At 40.1% G+C, this 20927-nt stretch carries 15 protein-coding genes; 11 read left to right on the top strand and 4 right to left on the bottom strand.

What is annotated here, in order from left to right:
• Positions 1-413 precede the first annotated feature (413 nt).
• From ACYUCY_RS11285 to ACYUCY_RS11275, 3 genes are all read left to right on the top strand, one after another.
• Positions 414-1991, top strand: a complete 1578-nt coding sequence (locus ACYUCY_RS11285; RefSeq protein ID WP_460226589.1) for a DUF1996 domain-containing protein — start codon at positions 414-416, stop codon at positions 1989-1991.
• Positions 1992-2299: 308 nt separating this feature from the next.
• A complete protein-coding gene (locus ACYUCY_RS11280) occupies positions 2300-2806 on the top strand; it encodes a flavodoxin domain-containing protein (RefSeq protein ID WP_460226588.1) in 507 nt (168 codons plus the stop codon).
• A gap of 187 nt (positions 2807-2993) precedes the next feature.
• Positions 2994-3251, top strand: a complete 258-nt coding sequence (locus ACYUCY_RS11275) for a YdcH family protein (RefSeq protein ID WP_460226587.1) — start codon at positions 2994-2996, stop codon at positions 3249-3251.
• Positions 3252-3425: 174 nt separating this feature from the next.
• On the opposite strand, the gene ACYUCY_RS11270 is transcribed toward ACYUCY_RS11275, so the two are convergent.
• From ACYUCY_RS11270 to ACYUCY_RS11255, 4 genes are all read right to left on the bottom strand, one after another.
• Positions 3426-4043: a DsbA family oxidoreductase gene (locus ACYUCY_RS11270; RefSeq protein ID WP_460226586.1), complete on the bottom strand. Its 618-nt coding sequence runs from the start codon at positions 4041-4043 to the stop codon at positions 3426-3428.
• A 180-nt stretch (positions 4044-4223) separates the two neighbouring features.
• Positions 4224-4853: a class I SAM-dependent methyltransferase gene (locus ACYUCY_RS11265; RefSeq protein WP_460226585.1), complete on the bottom strand. Its 630-nt coding sequence runs from the start codon at positions 4851-4853 to the stop codon at positions 4224-4226.
• 384 nt (positions 4854-5237) lie between these two features.
• Complete coding sequence (locus tag ACYUCY_RS11260) at positions 5238-5639, bottom strand: hypothetical protein (RefSeq protein ID WP_460226584.1); 402 nt, start codon at positions 5637-5639, stop codon at positions 5238-5240.
• Positions 5640-5646: 7 nt separating this feature from the next.
• Positions 5647-6447, bottom strand: coding sequence for a hypothetical protein (locus ACYUCY_RS11255; RefSeq protein WP_460226583.1), 801 nt, complete (start codon positions 6445-6447; stop codon positions 5647-5649).
• Between the two features lie 244 nt (positions 6448-6691).
• On the opposite strand from ACYUCY_RS11255, the gene ACYUCY_RS11250 reads away from it, so the two are divergent.
• From ACYUCY_RS11250 to ACYUCY_RS11215, 8 genes are all read left to right on the top strand, one after another.
• Entirely contained in the window at positions 6692-6946 is a 255-nt protein-coding gene (locus ACYUCY_RS11250; RefSeq protein WP_460226582.1) for a M48 family metalloprotease, read from the top strand.
• 749 nt (positions 6947-7695) lie between these two features.
• Positions 7696-9438 (top strand): Eco57I restriction-modification methylase domain-containing protein, encoded by a 1743-nt coding sequence (locus ACYUCY_RS11245; protein ID WP_460226581.1) that lies wholly within the window; start codon positions 7696-7698, stop codon positions 9436-9438.
• A gap of 4 nt (positions 9439-9442) precedes the next feature.
• The gene (locus tag ACYUCY_RS11240) at positions 9443-12166 is read left to right on the top strand and encodes a hypothetical protein (RefSeq protein ID WP_460226580.1); all 2724 of its coding nucleotides are present in this window, start codon (positions 9443-9445) and stop codon (positions 12164-12166) included.
• 4 nt (positions 12167-12170) lie between these two features.
• Positions 12171-16418: a DEAD/DEAH box helicase gene (locus ACYUCY_RS11235; protein ID WP_460226579.1), complete on the top strand. Its 4248-nt coding sequence runs from the start codon at positions 12171-12173 to the stop codon at positions 16416-16418.
• A 4-nt stretch (positions 16419-16422) separates the two neighbouring features.
• Positions 16423-18579 (top strand): hypothetical protein, encoded by a 2157-nt coding sequence (locus tag ACYUCY_RS11230; RefSeq protein WP_460226578.1) that lies wholly within the window; start codon positions 16423-16425, stop codon positions 18577-18579.
• Entirely contained in the window at positions 18572-19414 is an 843-nt protein-coding gene (locus ACYUCY_RS11225) for a phospholipase D-like domain-containing protein (RefSeq protein WP_460226577.1), read from the top strand. Before ACYUCY_RS11230 ends, ACYUCY_RS11225 begins: the two co-directional genes overlap by 8 nt.
• Before the next feature lie 258 nt (positions 19415-19672).
• Positions 19673-19852, top strand: coding sequence for a transposase (locus ACYUCY_RS11220; RefSeq protein ID WP_460226576.1), 180 nt, complete (start codon positions 19673-19675; stop codon positions 19850-19852).
• Between the two features lie 115 nt (positions 19853-19967).
• Entirely contained in the window at positions 19968-20528 is a 561-nt protein-coding gene (locus tag ACYUCY_RS11215) for a hypothetical protein (protein WP_460226575.1), read from the top strand.
• Positions 20529-20927 lie beyond the last annotated feature (399 nt).

Here is a 20927-nt window from a genome sequence, read left to right as displayed (position 1 = left end):
GTTACTATTGCTAAGTTGGTTTTAATTGCAGAATGTTATGGGGGTTTTAATCGCATAATGTTGTAGGTCTCGTGATTTTAAATTCCGCAATCACTTTCTTAAAAAGCATAGGTATAAAAATTCGTTATCGATGAATGCAAAAAGTAATTTAAAAATTATAAATTTATAAAAAAATTCAGAGCGTTAATTTTTAGGCTATAAGCATTCGAAATACCACCCCATAAATTATTAGCGTTAATAGCTTGAAATAAAGAGGCTAATCACGACACATCAAAACTTTACACAGTGTAGCCGTGCTTGCGTTTTTATTTTCTAGTTTCGTGAGTATTAAGTCACACTACGCCAAATACAAACTCCATATACTTCGGCGCCCTTTCAATGGTTTTTTATAACAGGGTAAGTTTGGAGGTTTGATGAATAAGAATATGGGTAAAAAAATAACGTCGCTGTTATTTGTTTTTACGGCGATGAATGCCGTCGCCGAAAATGAAACGCTTTATTTCGACGAAAGTGGTTCCGGAGAATACACACTTGCCACTTCAGGTTTAGATGCATCGGCGCAACTTAAATGTCATTACACGGGAAGGTACCCGCTACGTTTTTTGGGTTACCGGTTTCGAGATCTCGCTTATGATTTTCGCGCGAAGACAATCACGGCGAAGGTTGAATCGCGAGATTCAATTTCAATAAAGTTTTATCGCTCAACTGGCCGTGTCCAATGCTTTGGGCCCGAACGCACTGAAATAGTTTCAGGTGGCGATTCAGCTAACAATCCAATTAATAATGAAGGCGGTGAATCAAATGAAACACCTGTGTCTACAGAGAATCCTTCGCCATCAGCCCCGACGCCAGTTGTACCCGAGCCTTCCGTTCCTGCTCCATCAAATCCTGTTGCTGAAGAGCCAGTAAGCGTTGAAGATCCCGGTGCAAATGTCGATCCTGTTCCGGTACAGCCCCTGCCTATAGAGCCTGAGCCAGTGCCAGAACCTGTTGAAGATTCAAATCCCTCGGTCGACCCTGTTCCCACAGATCCTGCGCCCGCAAATCCAGTGCCCGAAGAAGAAGGGGATTCATCTCATAATCATGAAGGCGGTAGTCACAGCAATGATGATGTGAATGACGGTTCTACCGGCAGCTATCCCGCGGGTGATCCAGGTAGTTCGACTTTCGATGTGCGTTATACCGGCCAGCTCCCCCGCGAAAGTGATGGCACCGGAAATTTCCGAACGCGTTGTGAATACAGCCATGCACTTAAAGACGACCCGATTGTTTATCCTGGACAACCAGGGCGTTCACACTTGCATGTGTTTTATGGCAACACTGAAGCGAACGCACACTCCACCGTTTCGTCGATAAAAAATTCAGGTAACAGTACCTGTCGAGGAGGCATTGCAAACCGATCCTCTTATTGGATGCCAGCGGTACTCAAGTTAGATGGCAAAATGGTTGTTCCTGAATATATGGATGTGTATTACAAAAGTGGCTACAGTCTTGCGCCGAATACCATTCAACCTTTTCCTCGTGGTTTACGCATGATTGCCGGAGATATGAACGCAACGAGTCAGCAATTTAATGCGTATTGGGGTTGCGGAAATTACATCGGCGAAAAATTTGGCATTCCTTTTGGACAATGTGGTTCAGATGATTATTACAAGGCAACGGTTGTATTCCCTCAATGTTGGGACGGTGTTAATCTCGACTCTGCTGATCATAAGTCCCACATGGCTTATCCGTCAGGCAATTCTTGTCCCTCGTCGCACCCCGTTCCTATTCCGAAAATTACATTCCACCTACATTATTCGGTGCGTGGATTCGATGGCGTTAAAATTTCCAGCGATCATAACTCCAATGTGCCACCCGGCGGCAGTTTACACGCTGATTGGTTCGAAGGATGGGACGCAGACATTGCCGATACCTTTGTTCGACAATGTGTTGCGCCAGCCGTCGACTGCCATTCGCACTTAGTGGGCGACGGACGAGCGATCGATTAATTTATCGATTAATAAAAAGAAAATAAAAAGAAAATAAAAAGAAACTAAAAAGGGACGAATTATTCGTCCCTTTTTTTATCTGTTCGAAAAATTTAATCGCGAACACTTAAAAAGTGTAAATGGCGGTAAAATTAATACCTCTAGTGCGTAGTGAATTCCGACAACTTCCAAGCAGTCATAAGTGGCTCCTTAAAATAGACCCGTTATAATCGGTATCATTGATTGATGTAGGTCAGTAGTTTTTCTCGGCCATCAAATAGAATTAACAAGACTAGGGTGTTTATATTTATCTAGCGGAGGCTCGCAATATGAAGGGTGCACTTTATTTCTCAGGCCAGTACGGTAGTACGGCACAATATGCGCAGTGGATACACGAAGCAACGACGATACCAATATACGATATTAATCAAGCACATCCCGATCCTGCAGATTTTGATTTTATAGTCCTGGGTAGCTCGGTCATTGTTGGCAAGCTCACGATACGCCGCTGGATCAAAAAATATTTAAACGCCCTTAGCGAAAAACCAGTACTTTTATACTCGGTTGCCGGTGCTCCGCCTGGCCCCGAAGTCGATAAATGGGTCGCCAAAAGCTTGCCGACAAGCCTCACCGAAAAAATTAAACACGTCGCATTACGCGGTAAGCTAGACATCAGCATGGTCAGTTGGTGGACACGTGTGGTTTTAAAAATCGGTGCGTGGGCTGCGAAAAATGAACAAGACAAACGAGAAATGACCGAGGGTTTTGACTTTATGGATAAGAACAGTATCGAGCCAATTATAAAATCGATCGAGGGGCTGCAATCCGCTAATTAGAGCGGCCTTGTTTTCTCCCCATAACCTTTCGCAGAATGATTCATTCGGGCAATTAATAACGCGTGTACATGAGCTGGCGCAATAAGGTTAAGAAAATACTTGGTATGATTTACAAAGAGCACCCGATACGACCCTAAGGCTGTTTAAAAAATTTAAATAGTTCAAACCCCGATTATAGGAACTGAGTATGTCTCTAGATAAACATGATCTGTTACACGAATTTCCGACCCATAAAGAAAGCATCCATCACCTAAAAACCACGAACCATCACTTCGCGCGCTTTTTTGACGAATACCACGAGATCGATCACGAAATTCATCGTATCGAAACGGGCGCCGAAAACACCAGCGACGAATATTTAGAAGAAAAAAAGAAGGAGCGCTTAAAGCTTAAAGATGACTTGTACGCAATGATCATTGAATACGAAAAGCATCCTAATAAATAAAACCCAATGTCTAAAAGTTTATATTCATTCAGCTTATCTAAATTGTTATCGATGTATATTATATTTAGATAAGCTGAACTGAAAATTCTCCTGTGCTCAAGCGACGGTAAATACGAGCAAACAACCTTCCTAGCATATCCGTGTCCCGATAAAGTGTTTCGTATCAATTTTTATTCATTTGCCGCTTTGTTTCTCAATACAATTTTGCGCGAACTGTTCCAAGACCTCATAAGGTTGGCAGCCCACTAATAAAGTATTTTTTGCGAGAAAGGTCGGCACACCCGTGATGCCGCAGTCACGAGAAAATTGCCAATCCTTATCCACCTGCGCGCGAAAAAGCCTTTGTTCGACGACCTTTCTTGCCTCTTTGCCATCAAGACCAATGGATTCTGCAATAGTTACCAGAGCATCCACATTGGCGATATTTATTCCCTCTGCAAAATAAGCACGATACAGCGCATCATGAATGGCTTCACCGTCTAGCTGTGTATCCGCCCAAGCGCCGAGCTCTTGCGCGAGGCGACTGTTATAAGTCATCGAACGTGTTCCATAGGGTAAACCTGCCTCTGCAAACAATTGCCGAAAACGTTCACGCATTGCATTCAAATCCCGACTGTTAAATAAATCCTCCAGCGAGCGCCCCTCCATCGGTGTTTCTGGATGAAGGGGAAAATGAATCCATTGCAGTTTTAGCGGATACTTTCGTTTGAGTTTTTCAATACTCACGGTACTGAGGTAACACCAAGGTCAAACGTAATCAGTAAATACTTTGAGTTGTAGTGGTTCTTTCATAATAGTGTTGTCTGTTGGTTGAGTATGATTATTTTATTAATGTTGAGTATGACTGTTTTGTTAATGTTGAGTAAGACAGCTTTATTAATGCAGCCACATTCACGCTTTTATTATCTCCCCGTCTCAAAATATCCAAGCAAACTACTGCTAAACACTTTCGCAGCGGGAGCGCTAACTTTTTTATAAAGATTTTTGGTTGACGAGAAAAATTACCGCATCCGTTCCTTCAGGTTTCCATTGTTCGCTTAGTGCAAAGCCCGCATCCTCCATCATAGATAATAAATCTGATTTGCTCAGTTCCATTAATGTAGGGCCAAGACCAAGCAACGAGAAAGGTTTGATAAGTAACTTTATCCAAAGAGGTACAGATTTGAGTTCAATGCATGCCGTACTGCTAATTAAGTAACCACCGGGTTTAAGCAGGCGGTATAGATTGTTAATCGCCGAGCGTTTGTCTTCCAGAATGTGCAGAATGTTTAAAGCGAGTATCACGTCATATTGTTGATTTTTATTTGCCAAGTCCTCGACGCTTTCCACCACAAAATCGATGTTATCAATGTCGCTATCATTTAATCTCTGCTTCGCAATAGCGATCATGTTTTTGGCGAAATCCGTTGCCTCAATGTGTTTTACATAGGGCGCGTGCAGCAGGGCAGTAGCGCCAGTGCCACAACCAATTTCCAAAACTTCGTCTTCCGGTGTTAAGTATCGGCGAGTGATCTCCAGTTTTTTTTCATAACTGGCTTGGTCAGCGATAGAGGTTTTCGCGTAGCGCTTGGCCATCGCGTTCCAAAGGAAAGTTTTTGCCATGGTGTAAGCTCCGGTTATTTTCTAGTCGTCAGCGGATAAACCATAGAGAGAGAACGGTTTGATTCGCTAAGTTGGTCGTCCAGCTAAGATCCCAAGGGACGTTGAATCTTAACTACACTGCGGTATTCGGGTCCAGCAGTTCAAGTCAAGAACATTAAAGAATAGAGAGTTTTAAGAGGGAATATTGGTTGTTGGCAAAACTATGATCGAGGAGTCGTTAAACTGACTGTTCTGATTAAGGTCTATAATGCTATACGGTGTTCGCCAGCCGCAACCCGACCCAGCGCATGTTGATTTTATCGGTAGGGGTAGTAATGAGTCAGTTGTGCAATTTATTGAGAGTTAAAAATAATAATATCATTTCGCTGGTTAGATTTGTGCTGGTCAGCGGGTTTCTACGTCAATTGAATCTAGCGTAGTCGCAGTTGAGCTATCTCGTATGTATTCCACAATCATTTCTGATTCACTGACAACGAGCTTGGTGGGCTTACCTTCATCTAAATTTATATGCGTAATGATTAGTTCTTCGACAGATGATTTTCCGCAAGTATCAAACTCCGGTACGCCAGGGTAAAGAACATAAAAAAATTCCTTTTCCTGGAAGCCAGACGTTCGTAAATAAATACTGTATTCTTTATCGCCAATCGATGTCGTCGTAACTGCTTCGTTGCGATCAGCGATAAAGCAGTCTTGCTCGTTGGAGCAGGCGGCGATGAGCAAGACTATCAAAAAGATAACGATTCGATTTATAAAGGCATAATTTATAAAGTTATAGTTATTTTTCATTCTATATTTATACCCAAATTTCCGTCCAAGTGGTTCCATAGGAAAATTCCTGCGCGACGCCAATCTTGGTGAGATAGTGAGAAAGCCCATCTGGAAGTTTCAAAATAAATTTTCCATTTAATGGAATGTCGGTTATGAAATCCTTACTGACGTCAAACGATTCAAAATCATAATAACTGGCGATAGACCAGTTAGAAAAAAATTGTTTGTTACTAAACGTGGTATTCACAGAAATATGAAAACGGTGATCGGCATTTTTTAATCTTAAATTGCTTTGTTCGACAAGGAGGGCACCTTCGGGTAGTAAATAGCCTTGTTGTTGAACATTCCGCTTGCCCTTTTTAAGCAAAGCCACATGAGTGGCATTTAAAAAATCGGGATCGCCTGTTTTAATATGATTGAAAGGCAAGTGCTTCGATTTCTTTAAGGCGATATGTTTTTTTATGGCAGTAATAAGGTCGGCGACAATGACCGATTCTGTGTATAGCGCGGGCGCTAATTTAACGCTGGAACCGTTCCCATTAACATAATGATTTGCCAGCTGAGCGGCCTCATGAAACCCGTGGTAGTGACCACCCCACCAAAGTGCCTCATACAGTTCCTTCATGAATTCTTTTTCATTGGCAGTGAAGGGGAGTTTGGCTTGTGCTTTACAGGTGAGGTAATCCACAGTGTTCTGCAATAAATCAAAACTTTCTTTGGATTCAAATCGTGCGGTTTTGCCCATATGCCATAAAGGCGCTCCGGGAATTTCAGTCCTTTCCTCAAGGCATTGATTTCCGGCTTCAATAACGGTTTCAGTTCCCATCTAAGATTCCTTTCTTTGAGCATCCATTTATTATGAGCGCCGAAGTATATCTTGCAGTCATTGAATGGCCAATATTGGATAGCCTTCAATTGTTGAAACTGAGACATGGTATGAGTTAGCCGCGGTATACCGCTTTTTTGTCTTTTTAATGAAATATCGCTTGCCGTTTAAATAAGAGTCAGTTTGTAGGTGTAAGTCGTTAATGTTACGTATTAGGACAGGCACGTTTTAGTCGCCCATCATCATGTCGGTCATTCAAGGCGACTATTCCCGCAAGCAAGAATCCAAAGCCGATAAGTTCGGACTCAAAATCGTATTCGACCAATACGGCACCACAGAAGGCTCCGATCGTTTATTTCAATTCCTAAAAGAACAACAAGAAGCCCCAAAATGGGTAAATATGTTTTCAACCCATCCCGCGCCAGAAGATAGGATCAAAAATTTGAGGGAATATGGTGAGGAACTTGGGGTTGAGCCTGAGCCTGGAGCGGGGCACTAAGAGAATCACGTAAGAGCTGATCGAAAGGCAAAATACATTACTAACGTGTGTGTCCTATTAGTGTTTCAGAATCACCTGGGAGGTTGTAGATTCCATCTACGGGAAGGGAGATTGTAGGTTTCACCTACGCAGGGGATTTTAGGTGTCCACCTAATTAGGAGTCTCATTTTTTGTTCGCCCTAAAAACGAGACGCAAAAAAAGGGCGCCCAACATCCAGGCCTACGGCTACCCTCGTTCCGGTTATTGAGCGCGGTCGGGTTGATTCGACGGCCTGTCTCTCCAACCCTACAAATTTGAATGGATCAAATTTGGGCAGCTGATTTACGTGCTGGTCGCAGACCGAGGCACACGATGTGCCGAGTCAGTTCCCACGTCCTATGGGAAATACCACGCTCAATCGCTTTGCACTCAGCTGGCTGTGATGGGGATTAGAATGAAAAACACTCACGACTAAAAACGTGGTTGTGATGGGGGACATATAAAAGAAGGAGTATTAATTCCTGATAGGCGATCCAGCAAGACGAAATGGGGGAGGGGTAAAGAAACAAGCCCTGAGATGCCAATCTCCTAATCGACGGTAGGATCTAATCCCTAAGTGCCAGATAAATAGCTCAAAAATGCTGGTATAGTCCGATGTCACAATAAAGATCCAATGACTGTTCATCTTAATACGTACTTCTTGTCCGCTTATTAGCTATCTTAACTAATTGAGAATAATACTTTTTAGAGGTTTGAAAGGAAAATATCGGTGCTACTAAAAAATGAAACTCAATTTGACGTATTTGATCGCTCTATTGATTTTGCAGAGCTTTCAAAAAGTTCAATGAGCTCTGAAAACCGAAAAATCGATGAAGCTCAAAACTTTTGTTATCAAGTGGCTAAAGAATATTGGATTTCTGTCAAAAAAAGGACTCGGGTCAAATGGCGGTTACGTCGGATATCGCTGGCGCCAGACGCAGACGGTGAGTTAAGTAGGAGACAGTGTGAATTAGCAAAAGAATTGGGTAATACATTAGTCGATCAATCTCCAGAAGAAGTGGGTTATGTAATTAGCTTGTTGTATCAACGCAACCTTCCAAAAGACTATAGAGAAAAGTTTGGGATTTACTACACACCAAAAAGCGTAGTAGATCGAATGTTAGATTCAGCAGAGAAATTGGGAGTTGATTTTACTAAAGCTCATATAGTTGATCCATCATCTGGTGGAGCAGCATACCTTGCTCCTTTGTGCAGGAAAATGCTCAATCTTAGTAAAAGGCATTTGATTTCGGATATTTCTAGTCGCCTTGTCGGAATTGAAATTGATCCTTTTGCAGCGTGGTTATCTCAGTTTCTTGTGGACTGTGTGCTTGCGGAATATTCGCCAACAGCTTCATGTCCCCCTCGTATTGTGAAAAATATAAGCGCTTTCGACATACCTAAATGTTACTTTGGAAAATTTGATTACGTCATAGGTAACCCTCCCTATGGAGTCATAAAAGATTCTTCAGCTATTGATGAAGAATATTCTGAGGTGATTTCCGGTAAGGCGAATCTGTACCAGCTTTTTATCAAGCTTGGAGTTGACTTGGTAAAGCAAGGTGGAATTCTTCATTATATCACTCCTACGGGATATTTAAGCGGTAGCTACTTCAGAAAACTAAGAACCTGGATAGAAAGAGAAGCCACTCCACTGAGATTTGAATTCTTTGAGGATAGGAAATCAATATTTCAAGGTGTACAGCAAGAAATAGTTATATCGGTTTTAAAAAAAGGCAGTTATAAAGGCAAGCCAGATTGCATACAGTTGCTCAAGAAAAATAACGGTGAGCTAAAAATCGGATTTCAAACAAAAGCAGCCAATTGCCAGAACGGTCTTTGGGTGCTTCCAAAATCGAAAAAAGAAAATAAAGCCTCAAGGCTTTATCTAAAATCTAAAGATACGATTGAAAGCCTGGGATTTATTGTTAAAACAGGTTGCTTGGTTCCTTATAGAAATCAAGAGCGAATTAGCTTTAAAAAGAAGTCTAAAAGCTTTCCTATCATTTGGTCTGAGGCGGTATATGAAAATTCTGTAGATCTTCAGCGTGCATATATCCATGAAAAACAGAAATGGTATAAGCACGAAATGAATTACGGGGTGTTGTTCGATCAGGCCATTCTTATAAAAAGAACCAGTAGTAAAGAACAGAGAAAAAGAATTTATTCTGCATGTATTTCAAAGAATTTCCTAAAAAAATACGGTGGTTTTATCGCCGAAAATCATGTGAATGTTGTTTCAAAAGTAAGAGACTCTGAAATAAAACCATCTCAACTATCAAAATTTATAAATTCAGAAGTATTTGAAGAACTGTTTAAGTGCTGTAGCGGAACGGTAACTGTTTCTGCAACAGAAATCAGACAGATCCCAATGCCAACATTGTCAGGGATGATAATGTTCCAAGAAATCGTAGGTAGCAGCAATTCGACGGAACTAATTAATCTCGCTGCTGAGAAAGCTTACGAGGTATAACCTAATGTCAAGGAAGAGCAGATATAGTAATGACTGGATGAAAAGACATGATGATAGAAAAAAGAGTATTGAGCTAAAATTCGAAAAAGTTAAAAATTTTAAAAAGAAAAAGAAGGCCACTCACCAATCTGATAAAAGCAAAAAACATATAAGTCTAGGATTTGGAAAATACGAGAATAAAGTTAACCAAGACTATAGGAACAGAATACAGAATACCGAGTACATTCTCTTCGATAGTGTGAATGAGGAAGTTAAAGTCGAAGCGGATAACGCATATAAAGATGTTGCCTCGATTTTGCTTCAAGCAAAAGAGCATAAAAGTTTACACGTTGTGCTGTGCTGGCCAGCTGGCATAGAGTGGCCGTTGTTTTCACAAACAATTTCTAATACGTCAATTTTAAATCAATCAAATTTTGAAGATGGTATTAAAGTAGCAATATATCCCGCGGCTAAAGGAAGTATTTCAAGGGGTAGCCAGATAAGGATATGTAGGAGAAAGCTAATTGATGAGATTAAAAAAGACTATTTAGAAAAGGGAGAGTTCACTTCAAGACATAATGCCTATTTTGCACTCAACGATTTCGACCAAGATGAGACGAACAATATCAGGCAGAATCCGACACTGATTGATTTTACGCCAGTTTTCGAATTTTCAGATCAAAGAAAATGGAGTTTGGTAGGTGGTGGATTTTTCAAGGACGTATATACCTATATGTTCAATATTTCCGGAAATACTAGGCGGCCTGCTATTGACAAAATTTCATCTGTTTTAAACAAACCTAATAAAACACCTGAGGGGGTTTTCCTGCTCTCTTCAAAAGTCTTGCCTAAAAACGTTGTAAAGGCTTCGAACGACCCAATAAATACAGATGTGCTTTTGGTTGATGGGCGTGAAGAAAAATTTAATTCTTTCGGCGGATCTAGAGACGTCATTCAAAAATTGATAGTAGAGTGGGCAAATAGTGATGTAAAAAATTCAATGGTTTTGTTACTTGATAGTCCAAAAATATATCAGCGCACAGTTTATCAAGGGAAAGAGACGTTAAAAAAATCTGGATTAGAAAAGGAGGTAACGAATAGCTTCTATAAGTATTCATTTCTTAGGCTTCAGACCTCCTTGTTTGACAACTATTGCGCAGATCCGCTGCCATCTTCCCGCCCATTAAACGAATTGCCACTCCCCCCGTTACTCGAAATAGTTGGCCTAAGAAATTACCATCAGATCGCAAAACTTTACAAAATAGCAAATAGGGTTGAGCCTCAAGATAGAAATCTATGTAGAAGCATGTATAGAGCTATCGGATTTATAGATCGAATTTTGTCTCTTCCGGTTTCTCAATCTGAGCTATTGGATTGGTTGAGAGAATTGACACTAAATTGGTCAGAAGCAGATGCTAATAGAATCAATAAGAAATATCTTTGGAAATCATACAGAAGAGATTGGTTCAAGAATAACGATGCATCGACCTCCGTCGCGTCAATTGACGAATTTCTAAAAACATGCGATGAGCTTGAAAAAAGCTCAGATCAAACAGGAGAAATCACAGAGCTTATTTTGAATCAATTGATAGAAGCACAGGAAAATCAAGGTTCGAGAAGTTTGATTTTGGTGAAGGAAAGAAGGATTGCAGAATTTGTCAAAGACTTAATCAATGATTTGGAAGAGGATGACGATGCATTCAATGTGGAAGTTGATGTGTATTCGTCTTCGAATAAGCAAGGAGTGTATGATCGAATTTTAATTCTTGGCCTTAAACACAAAGATTTTAAAGAGGTCGTGTTTGGGATGCCTAAAGCAGTGGAGTTCACTAAAGTTTATATCAGTCCTCAAATCGCTTTTAAAATCGAAAGTGAAATAAACATCATATTAGAACTTGAATCTTTCCAAGACGTGCATAACCGCCTTCGTAGTATTAAAGATCAAATAGCACCCACATTGGATAGCATACGTCACTTGGGAATACCCAGAGAATTTAGCCTACCTGATGGCTCGGGAGAGTCGTATGATTATGAATATGAGCACTCTAGCTTTGCCAATATATACTTATCAAATACACAAGTATTAGATGTTGGTAAGGAAACAACAATTATTAGGTATTCTGATGGTAAATATTTCGCAACTCGTGTTGAAGAAATAAATGAGGGTGATTGGATTGTACCAATGGACGGCTTTATTGAGGAGCTTGAGTTTAGGACGAATAAAGACCTTTCTGGCTATAAAAATCAGGACGAGGCACTGTTAAAAAGTTACTTCAAATTAGCGAAACGAAATATAGCCAACAATTTTGATTATAAAACGCGTACCGAAAGAGCCAAGAAGATACTAGATGAGATGAGCCGTATCGACCCTAATGTATGTGCAAAATTACATAAAGGAATGGTGAACAGATGGATAAAGCACATTGAAGATTATGAAGAGGACGTTGAAACGTTATTGACGAGATCGGCAAAAAATAAAGAGAGTTATGTACTGTTCGCAAAATCTTTGAAAATCCCAACCAGCCTCGCAGAAATGTTTTGGGAAAATGGAATAAAAGCAAATAGAGTCGCGCATATCCAAGAAGGGCGCGGTATATCAGCGAAAATCAAGCATGTGCTGACAGGCACTATGGGCGGAGAACAACTAAATCTAAATGACGAAGACATAGTAAAGATGCTTTCATTGGCAAAAGAAAAACTTTGCCGAGTGGAAATGATAGCTCTTGTTGAAATTGACGATAGGGAATAAAGCCATGTTATTAAGAGACGACTCTTCAAATACTCAAAAATTTCCGTCAGAACTCAAAGAGGCTGTATGTGAAACATTACTGAGGAGACTTCAATGGTCTGTTTCAGGACAAGGAGAAGCTAGGCGAGAATTGGTAGGCGTAAGCCCAGCCTATAAATATGTTTCAGGTTTTTTGGAGCCGATCAAAATTCCACATATGTTGGGGCAGCTTTCCGACGAGACGACGAATCCAATTCACATTATTTCCCATGGTTTAGACATGGAGGTAGTTAGTGCTCAGTGCATGGTAAAAATAAAACCAAAGTTTTCTATGTTTGTAAGACTGTTACCGACATCTGATCATTTAAAGGAACACAAGGTTAAATTGTCACTTAACGATGAAGCGAAGAAATCGTTGGATTTACTGTTAAAAGAAGCTGGGCAGAAATATGACGCTGATAATATAGAATTAAAAGAAAATGATAAGGATAGATTTTTCGAGGAAAAAGAAGCGCTAAGGCTTGAAAGCACTAGAAAATATCTAACTAAAAAACTTGGTCTTAACATTGATGAAAGTGAAGATACAAAACCTTCTGATCATGACCTAAGCGAAGATGAAATGATGTCTCTCGCAACAACAAGCGAAGGCGAAGATCAAGACACGAGTGTAATAGAGGATGATCAGGCAGACACCGAAAATTCAAATGTCGCTATTGAATATTATGTTTTTCCGGGTATGAAGTCTGTAATTCCAGGATCTGTTGTAAAAAGGGTAAGGCCTACAGCTAGGTGGCTTAGGATAGATATAGATAATATCCCACCAATAGAGCTTGATACATCCATGTCGGACTCGGAACTTATAGATTTTATCGATCAGTCAGATCGTAAGATTGCTGAATCGATAAGGATCAAATTAGAGGAGTGGTACAATTCAGATGATGAAGGTATACAAGGACGATTATGGGCGTATCCACAGAATAAGAAATTTAGTTCTGAAGAAATTCAGAATTGGGATAATACGCTGATTGAATTAAGGAAGACATTTCCAGATAAATATGATGCTTCTAAGTTTTCCATTCCAGACCTGAAAATCAAGTGGAACATTGATGTAAGAAAAATCAAAAATGAAGACAAAATAGCGCTTAAGATAACATTAGAAAACTTAACCGATACAACCCGTAGCCGGGATGCGGAAGTTGAATACCAAGAATCGATATTTCTTACTTCATTGGAAGTCTCTTTACCTTTAGAGCAGCATAAGCGAATTAAGCTTGATCGGATTAAGCCATCCTATCGATACAATAAATATCTAACGTATCCGGCTTTGGGAATAAATTGCGGAATTAATCATTCAGAGATGGATGACAAATCAATCATGACAACAACATGGATGCCCATTTATAGGCAGCCTAGAATAACTCCAATTCATAAAAGTGATATTGATGTTAGTTTTCTTAAGCTATCTACACCGGAAGGAATTGATGAACTATCGTCGATACCAGATTATTTTAATAAATGGATTGAGGCGGTAAGGAAAAGTGTTGATCCAACTGAGGGCGTAACCACTGAATCCCAAAAAGTAACCGAGGAAGAGCGCTTTAAACAAGATGTTAACCAATGGACATTAGAGGCTAGCAAGATTAAAGATGGAATTGGCTTGTTAAAAGACTCATATAAAAAATGGTCTAAGAACCCGAATACGGAAGGAGGATTTCCGTACTTAGCTTGGAAATATCTTAATGAGAGTATGAATGAAGCTGCAAAAAGTTATGACTCATGGCGGCTATTTCAGGTCTGTTTTATTTTGTCTCAGCTCGGGGGTATAAGTTCCAGAATTAGTGAATTTGAAAAATACTATGACAAGGAATGGGACGAATCTGTTTCTTTATTATATTTTGCAACAGGTGGAGGGAAGACCGAAAGTTTCTTCGGCCTTTTGATCTACAATTTGTTCCTTGATAGGTTGCGCGGGAAGTACAAGGGGGTTACAGCTCTAATAAGATATCCTTTAAGACTTTTAACCATACAACAAGCACAACGCTTAGCAAAAACGCTGGCAAGCTGTGAAGTTGTGAAGAGGCGAAATAATCTCAAGGGCGATAGTTTTTCTATTGGTTTCTGGGTTGGTGGTGGAAATACTCCAAATAGTCGGTCAACAGTATCAAATACTCAAGTACCGGATATAGATAAGGTAACAAAGACGGAAGAGGAGCGTTTGGAGAATGCAGAGTATCGTACGGCATCGGAAGATTGGAATAAATTACCAAAGTGCCCGTATTGTCAGAATGATACCGTATTAAGGCGCTTTCCTAAGAAAGCTGGTTTAATTGGACATGTTTGTACGAGTGATGCAGGTCAGTGTGAGTGGCAAGGTTTTCACGCCGACACAGATATAGAGCCGCTTCCATTTTTTATTGTTGATGAGGATATTTATGATCAAGTGCCTTCAGTTCTGCTGGGTACGATTGATAAGTTAGCTTTGCTAGGGCATCACCCTTCTACGATTAGAAAATTTATGGGAGTTTTGGGTGCGGCATCTTTTTTTGATAATAAGACAAATACATTTTTTTCAAAAAGACTAGAAGAACTTAAAGATAGCTCATCTAAGAAGAAAGTTTTTCCATTTTTCGAAAATGGAGAGCGAATCTTTTACGACCCGTTCCCTTCGCTTGTCATTCAAGATGAGGCGCATTTGTTAGAGGAATCTTTAGGTACATTTTCAGGGATATTTGAGACTGCATTTGAAGCAGTTCTTACTATTCTAGGAAAGACCAATAAATATAGGGAGGTCGTTAGGAGAATTCCTGAAACTGATCAACCCCGGTTGCCTAAAATAATTGCAGCCTCGGCCACCGTGAATGAGCCTGCGCATCAAATGGAAGAGTTGTATCAACGATCTGTAACCCAATTTCCCGTTCCGGGACCATCTCTATATGGCAGTTTTTATGCTCATCCGAAAATATCGGAAGACTCTGAAAGAAATACACTGTTTCCTGATAATCCAGAATTCGGATCATGTACAGCAAGGTTGTATGCCACCTTACTTACAAATGGCAGACCCCATACAAGTGCTACAGTGGAGGTTTTAGGGCACTTTCACTTACTAATATCGAAATGGCTAGACGAGTTATCTTCTGGTCAAGAAGAAATAATAAATTCTACCAAGATGGAAATGCTGGAATGCTTGTTTGAATCTCCATTAAAGAATATCTATCAAAAATATATCGATTCCGCTTCAGCGTCAGAAATAGCAACTTTAATTGATTTGCATCGTATAGCGCTTACCTATGTAACCAATAAAAAAGGTGGCGACCAAATCATGGCTGCTGAAAATGATACGGCCAGCAGAATTCATGAAGATGAGAAACTCACGAAATTTAAAGGTATAGAGTCGAAGCTGATTTCTGGTGCGCTTAGTGCTGGTGAAATAGAAGAAGTAATTGCACAAGCCGAAGAAAGACCAGCGCCCGGAAAAGAATTGGCTGATATTTTTGATGAAAGCACGTTGAGATCGGTCGTTGCTACATCTGCGATATCGCACGGGGTTGATGTAGATGAGTTTAATACGATGTTTTTTGCTGGAATGCCGTCCGATCCTGCAGAGTATATTCAATCATCCTCTCGTATTGGTCGAACCCATGTTGGGTGTTCGATATTGCTTCCCACTCCGCAAAGGCGTAGAGATCGATATATCTTAGAGACTCACGACCAATACCACAGATTTTTAGAACGTATGATTAGGCCTGCTGCTATTAACAGGTGGGCAGAAAGTGCACTCATACGGACGCTTCCAAGTTTAATACAGATGTACTTTATAGCTGTAGTCGAATTAAGCGAACTTATAAATGAAAAGGATAGCGATAAGGGTAAAGTCGATAACTATGAAAGATTAAATTCTATTATTGCACTTATAAATAGGGAGGGCAGAATAGAGTCGAAGGATAGACTTGCAAAATTCGTTTTTGATTGCGTTGGTTTAAATCATCCGAAGTTTGCGCCTCCAGCCTCGGAAGAGTTTAAAAAAATACTTTATAACGAGTTAAACGAATACTTTTTCGACCTGGTTGATAGTAAATATGAGGAAGGAATAGAAGGCTTCAAGGATTTCTTTATTGAGATAAACGCTAGAGACAAAGCGATTAAGAGAATGCCTATGACTTCCCTGAGGGATGTTGACCCTGCAGGACGAATCAGATACGAGAAAAAGGTTGTTAAATATCCCAGCTCAGAAGAAGTTTATGAGCTTATGAAAAGAATTCAGGCGGGGAGGTGATTTCATGAGCGGAGATAAAATTTTGCCAAAAGCTCCCTATATGGAGCGATCAAAAATTCAATTATCTACGACTTATGCTCCTGGAAGCTTGTTTACCTTTGAGGGGAACTTAACTGTTAATGAATCTATACCATTGAAGGAATATAGGCCCCTTCATTTAAATGAATATGCTGAACGACAAATATTCGAGAGTATCGAGGAGCGTATTTTGTCATGGTATGAGGCAGCTATTAGGGCTGCTACAAACCCTGAGCCGAAGATGTGTGTCGATAAGAATTTAATTGATCGAGATACAAATGAATTAAAGAATAGTCTGCGTAAAAATATATTCGATTTTGTAGAGCCAGCAGAAATAGGTTATACGCCAGCAATATTAAGCTTTGTTTGTTCAAAATGCGAAGTAATAAGAACGTTTGATAATCTTGATAAGTTCCACAAGACTCAGAATCTATTAAATCAGTGTAAATGCAGTACAAATGGCGGCTCACCGAGATGGAAGCAATTAGATATAGTATTTGTTCATCCAAATGGGAACTATCAGCAGCCTGAGCCATGGGTCTGGTTTTACGATAGCAATAGAGGTTCAGTATATAAAACTAAAAACAGATGTAGATGCGGTAGCTTTGAAACGTGTTTAGATAATAGTTCCTCGCAAATTGGTAAGCGATATTATTATTGTGCTCAATGCGGTATGGCTAGAGATGATAGGTGGCTACAGAATGATAAAGAATATCTTAGTGAGTTTCCTTTAGGTACAGATAGACAAAGACCTATAGAAGAGATCAGGATGAAGCCGGTGTCCTACCGATCAAATTCCGTCCATTATCCAATCCAAGAGATGATAATCGATTTTGGAAAGAACAAACGACTTGAGGCATTGCAAGATGAGAGAAAACTATTATCAGCTATAGCGGGAAGGTTTAATATCCCACGCACTATCCCCTCGGAGGAAGAAATTGAAGCTCTAGTGAAGGAGGAGCTTGGTGATTCAGAATGGGTTGAGTATGAATCTTATGTAAGTGTTTTAAAAGGGTTGGAAGAAGGAAGCCCTCCGTACAAGACTATTGAAGAGCATGTTCAGACAATCCAAAAACGTTGGGAACAACAAAAGGTTATATCTAGCTCTATAGATGCACCGTCTGACCTCGCATACAATCTTAAAAACCGTTCTGATAGATATGCCAGAAAATTTGACCCTTATAGATTGGTTGTTGAGCATCAAGCGTTACTGGACATTCTAGAAAGTAAAGATCGAATGGATAACGGTCTGCGGTTTTATACGCCTCTTGACGATCTCGACGAATATATCGGTCCCGAAGACGACCAGCAGAGGCAGGAGCTGAATCAGACTCATAGAGACATCATGGATCGAGCTGGGATTGAAACTATGGGGCTGCTTAGAAAGTTTCGTACAATTCAATACTCGTTCGGATATACGCGAGTTGATTCAAAACCTACCACCAGATATATCAATGATAAGGAAGTTCCCGTAAGACTAAGATTATTTGAACCTTCTCGGATAGAAGATAAATTTAGGCATCCCGTTTTTACACTCAGTCAAAATAACGAAGCAATATATGTTCGCCTTAAAGAAAGCGTGGTTAGAAAGTGGCTTGAAGAAGTGGAGTGTGAAGAAGATATAACAAAGGCGCCGATAGGGCAGCAATATCTTACTAATGCTGCGCCTATGGGACAATTTCTTGATCAGCTTCCTTCTGAGGGGTTGAGTTCTCCCAAATTTTCGATTGCACTTTATTCCTTGCTCCATACATACGCTCATCACGTAATGTACGATATTGCAGAATTTTCTGGACTATCTACCGGGTCTTTGGGGGAATACTTATTTCCAGCAGATTTAGGATTTGTTGTGTATAGGAAAGGTATGACTATGGATTTGGGTAATCTCACCTCAATGCTTAGAAACAATGCCCCAGCTTTCTTGGACTATATCGATAATAGAAGAAATTTGGAGTGCGGTTCTGGATCGCTTTGTCTAGAGAGGGGCGGTGCTTGTCCAGACTGTTTGTTAATTCCTGAAGTAAGTTGCTTAACTCAGAACTATTTACTTTCTAGAACTCTGTTAATTGGTAAAGGGTCACCAAAAAAATATGGATTTTCAAACACTATAAAGGGATTTTTGGATTTCGCTCGTGATGAGTGAAAAAGATGATGAGTTGAAACGAAAGTTTGACCAATTTAAAGGGCTGAGCGGCGATATTGTCCATATTATGGGTCGTATATTGGAGACGAGTGAATCGATATATACAAGGGACTACCTTACATCAGGGTATGGAGCTTCTAGATTATCTTTGGCGTTAAAGGCAGTAGAAACAATGGAGCGGGCTGAACTGATCAAACGCGTCAATGATACTTTCGCTTTGAATGCTGAAAAACAATTTCTTTCTAAGCTAGAGAGCGCATTAAAGGGTTATATGTGGTCTCAAGAAGGGGACGAAAGTGAACGGTTTAATTTGGTAATGACTACACCAAAGGAACCTAGCATACTTAAACAGAAATTAGCTGCACTGGGTGCAAATAAGAGCTTAATACGATGGACGCATGAAGCTTTTGAAGACTTAGCTAGAAAAGCCGAAAGCGAACTTGTCGTTATGACGCCGTTTTTGGATAGGTCAGGTGCTGATCTATTAATTCGTTTGATAAAAGCCGCTAAACCGGAAGTTAGAAAAACAGTTATTTTGAGATTTCTTGATACTAAAAACAAAGAAATATTTGAAGAAATTAGAGACGAATTGCTAGGTTATTATGTGAACATAGTAGACTATTCACTGGAGAGGCCAGGAACGAATATGTTGGAAACTTTTCACGCAAAGGTGATTTTGGCGGACAATAATTATTGTTATCTTGGGTCTTCTAACCTAGATCGTTTTTCGATTGAAAACTCTATGGAGTTGGGCGCATTGATTAGAGGCAATTCCGTAAAGCTATTGAAGAAGCTGATGGATATTATTATTTCAATTAGCAAATTGAAAACATAAGCAGGTTCGACAAGGACAAATAATTGGGGTCAGATATGAAATTTTCTTATTCTATAAAGAAATCATTGGTTATAGAGTTCGTAACAAATATTAACTTGTCAATTTTTTCCATTTTTGTTGAACGGAATTGTTTTGGTTTTTTCCGCATGCACGAGCCGATTATGAGACGGCACGAATTCCGGGGACAGTTTACTTAATTAAGTCCCTGCATTAAGGTGATTTTAAAATTACAACAAGCTCAACGATAAGGAGATCGTTATGGCAAGGATGCCGCGATTGGTTGTGCCGGGTTATCCCTACCATGTCACGCAGCGTGGTGCTCGGCGAATGAAAACTTTTTTTACAGAAGTTGATTATCTTTTCTATCTGGATCTGGTTGCTCAGTTTAAAGTCGAGGCTGGGGTCGACATTTGGGCATATTGCTTGGAATTCCACTAAAGAAAGAAGCCTGGACCGAAAGCACTAATTAAGTAATCTGTCCCGGGAATTCGTCCCCGGAATTCACTGAGGGAAACTTCCCGGATGTGGTCGCGGATTTTGAGGAAATTAAATTATGCATGTAATGAATATGGGTTGCCCTGAAGGGGTAAGTAGAACCAATGTGCCAGGCGGAGTGGAAGTTCGGTGGCGAGTATCTCGGGCGGGAATGATAATTGGTGCGCTGATCGCGTGTTATTTTTTTTACATCGGGTTTGATTTTTGGGGGCGTGGGCAAGTCGCGGGCAGCGAAGGAGGCAAAGTGATCGGATTTGTGTTCATTTTTATCGCGCTCAATATATTGCTGGGATCTCTTCGCAAGCTAGTAAATCGGCACGTAGTCTCCGTAAATCATTCCCAACTGTCCATATATGAAGGACCTTTAGTTTTTCCTAAAACCAAAAGGTATGGAAATCGCGATTTTATACAGTTTTATGTTAAGGAGCGCTCTAGGGGCAAAAAGAAAAGGCCTCGCTATGATTTGCATGGAATATCAAACGATGGCAAAGAAAAAATTCTTATATCTGGAATCAGGGATATTGATATCCTCCATTTCCTCGAGCAAGAACTAGAGAAAGCACTTGGCATTGAAAATATGGCTGTTAAGGGTCAAGCAGGCGAACGAACAACAATTTGAAACCCCGTGAATTCCGGGGACAGTTTACTTAATTAAGTTCCTGCATTAAGGTGATTTTAAAATAACAGCAAGCTCAACGATAAGGAGATCGTTATGGCAAGGATGCCGCGATTCAGTTAATGGAGCCAGATTTATTTTATGGTCATAAGAATTTTCTTATTTGCTGTCAATAAATATTCTTCCTTTGCCAGTTCTCTAAAAAGCCCTCAAAAAAATAAATAGAATGGAAACGATCGAAGCAAACTCTATACCTGAAACCAAATATAAAGGTTGCGAATACTGCAACTGCGTTTCGTCGCTTGGCAGTTTAATTACAAAATTCCCGGGCGATAAAAAGGTTTCCTGTCCTGGTTGTCGCGTTAAAAATTTGACTAAATCTGCGCGCCGGAAGTGGCTGGT

The sequence above is a fragment of the Aurantivibrio infirmus genome, assembly GCF_054767315.1.
The sequence above is the reverse complement of the archived record's forward strand: the minus strand, read 5'-3'. Positions and strand labels throughout refer to the sequence as shown.

Excerpts from the sequence above, each read along its gene's own strand:
- ACYUCY_RS11285 (WP_460226589.1), top strand. The coding sequence starts at position 414 with ATGAATAAGAATATGGGTAAAAAAATAACGTCGCTGTTATTTGTTTTT.
- ACYUCY_RS11280 (WP_460226588.1), top strand. The coding sequence starts at position 2,300 with ATGAAGGGTGCACTTTATTTCTCAGGCCAGTACGGTAGTACGGCACAA.
- ACYUCY_RS11275 (WP_460226587.1), top strand. The coding sequence starts at position 2,994 with ATGTCTCTAGATAAACATGATCTGTTACACGAATTTCCGACCCATAAA.
- ACYUCY_RS11265 (WP_460226585.1), bottom strand. The coding sequence starts at position 4,853 with ATGGCAAAAACTTTCCTTTGGAACGCGATGGCCAAGCGCTACGCGAAA.
- ACYUCY_RS11260 (WP_460226584.1), bottom strand. The coding sequence starts at position 5,639 with ATGAAAAATAACTATAACTTTATAAATTATGCCTTTATAAATCGAATC.
- ACYUCY_RS11255 (WP_460226583.1), bottom strand. The coding sequence starts at position 6,447 with ATGGGAACTGAAACCGTTATTGAAGCCGGAAATCAATGCCTTGAGGAA.
- ACYUCY_RS11250 (WP_460226582.1), top strand. The coding sequence starts at position 6,692 with ATGTCGGTCATTCAAGGCGACTATTCCCGCAAGCAAGAATCCAAAGCC.
- ACYUCY_RS11240 (WP_460226580.1), top strand. The coding sequence starts at position 9,443 with ATGTCAAGGAAGAGCAGATATAGTAATGACTGGATGAAAAGACATGAT.
- ACYUCY_RS11235 (WP_460226579.1), top strand. The coding sequence starts at position 12,171 with ATGTTATTAAGAGACGACTCTTCAAATACTCAAAAATTTCCGTCAGAA.
- ACYUCY_RS11230 (WP_460226578.1), top strand. The coding sequence starts at position 16,423 with ATGAGCGGAGATAAAATTTTGCCAAAAGCTCCCTATATGGAGCGATCA.
- ACYUCY_RS11225 (WP_460226577.1), top strand. The coding sequence starts at position 18,572 with ATGAGTGAAAAAGATGATGAGTTGAAACGAAAGTTTGACCAATTTAAA.
- ACYUCY_RS11220 (WP_460226576.1), top strand. The coding sequence starts at position 19,673 with ATGGCAAGGATGCCGCGATTGGTTGTGCCGGGTTATCCCTACCATGTC.
- ACYUCY_RS11215 (WP_460226575.1), top strand. The coding sequence starts at position 19,968 with ATGCATGTAATGAATATGGGTTGCCCTGAAGGGGTAAGTAGAACCAAT.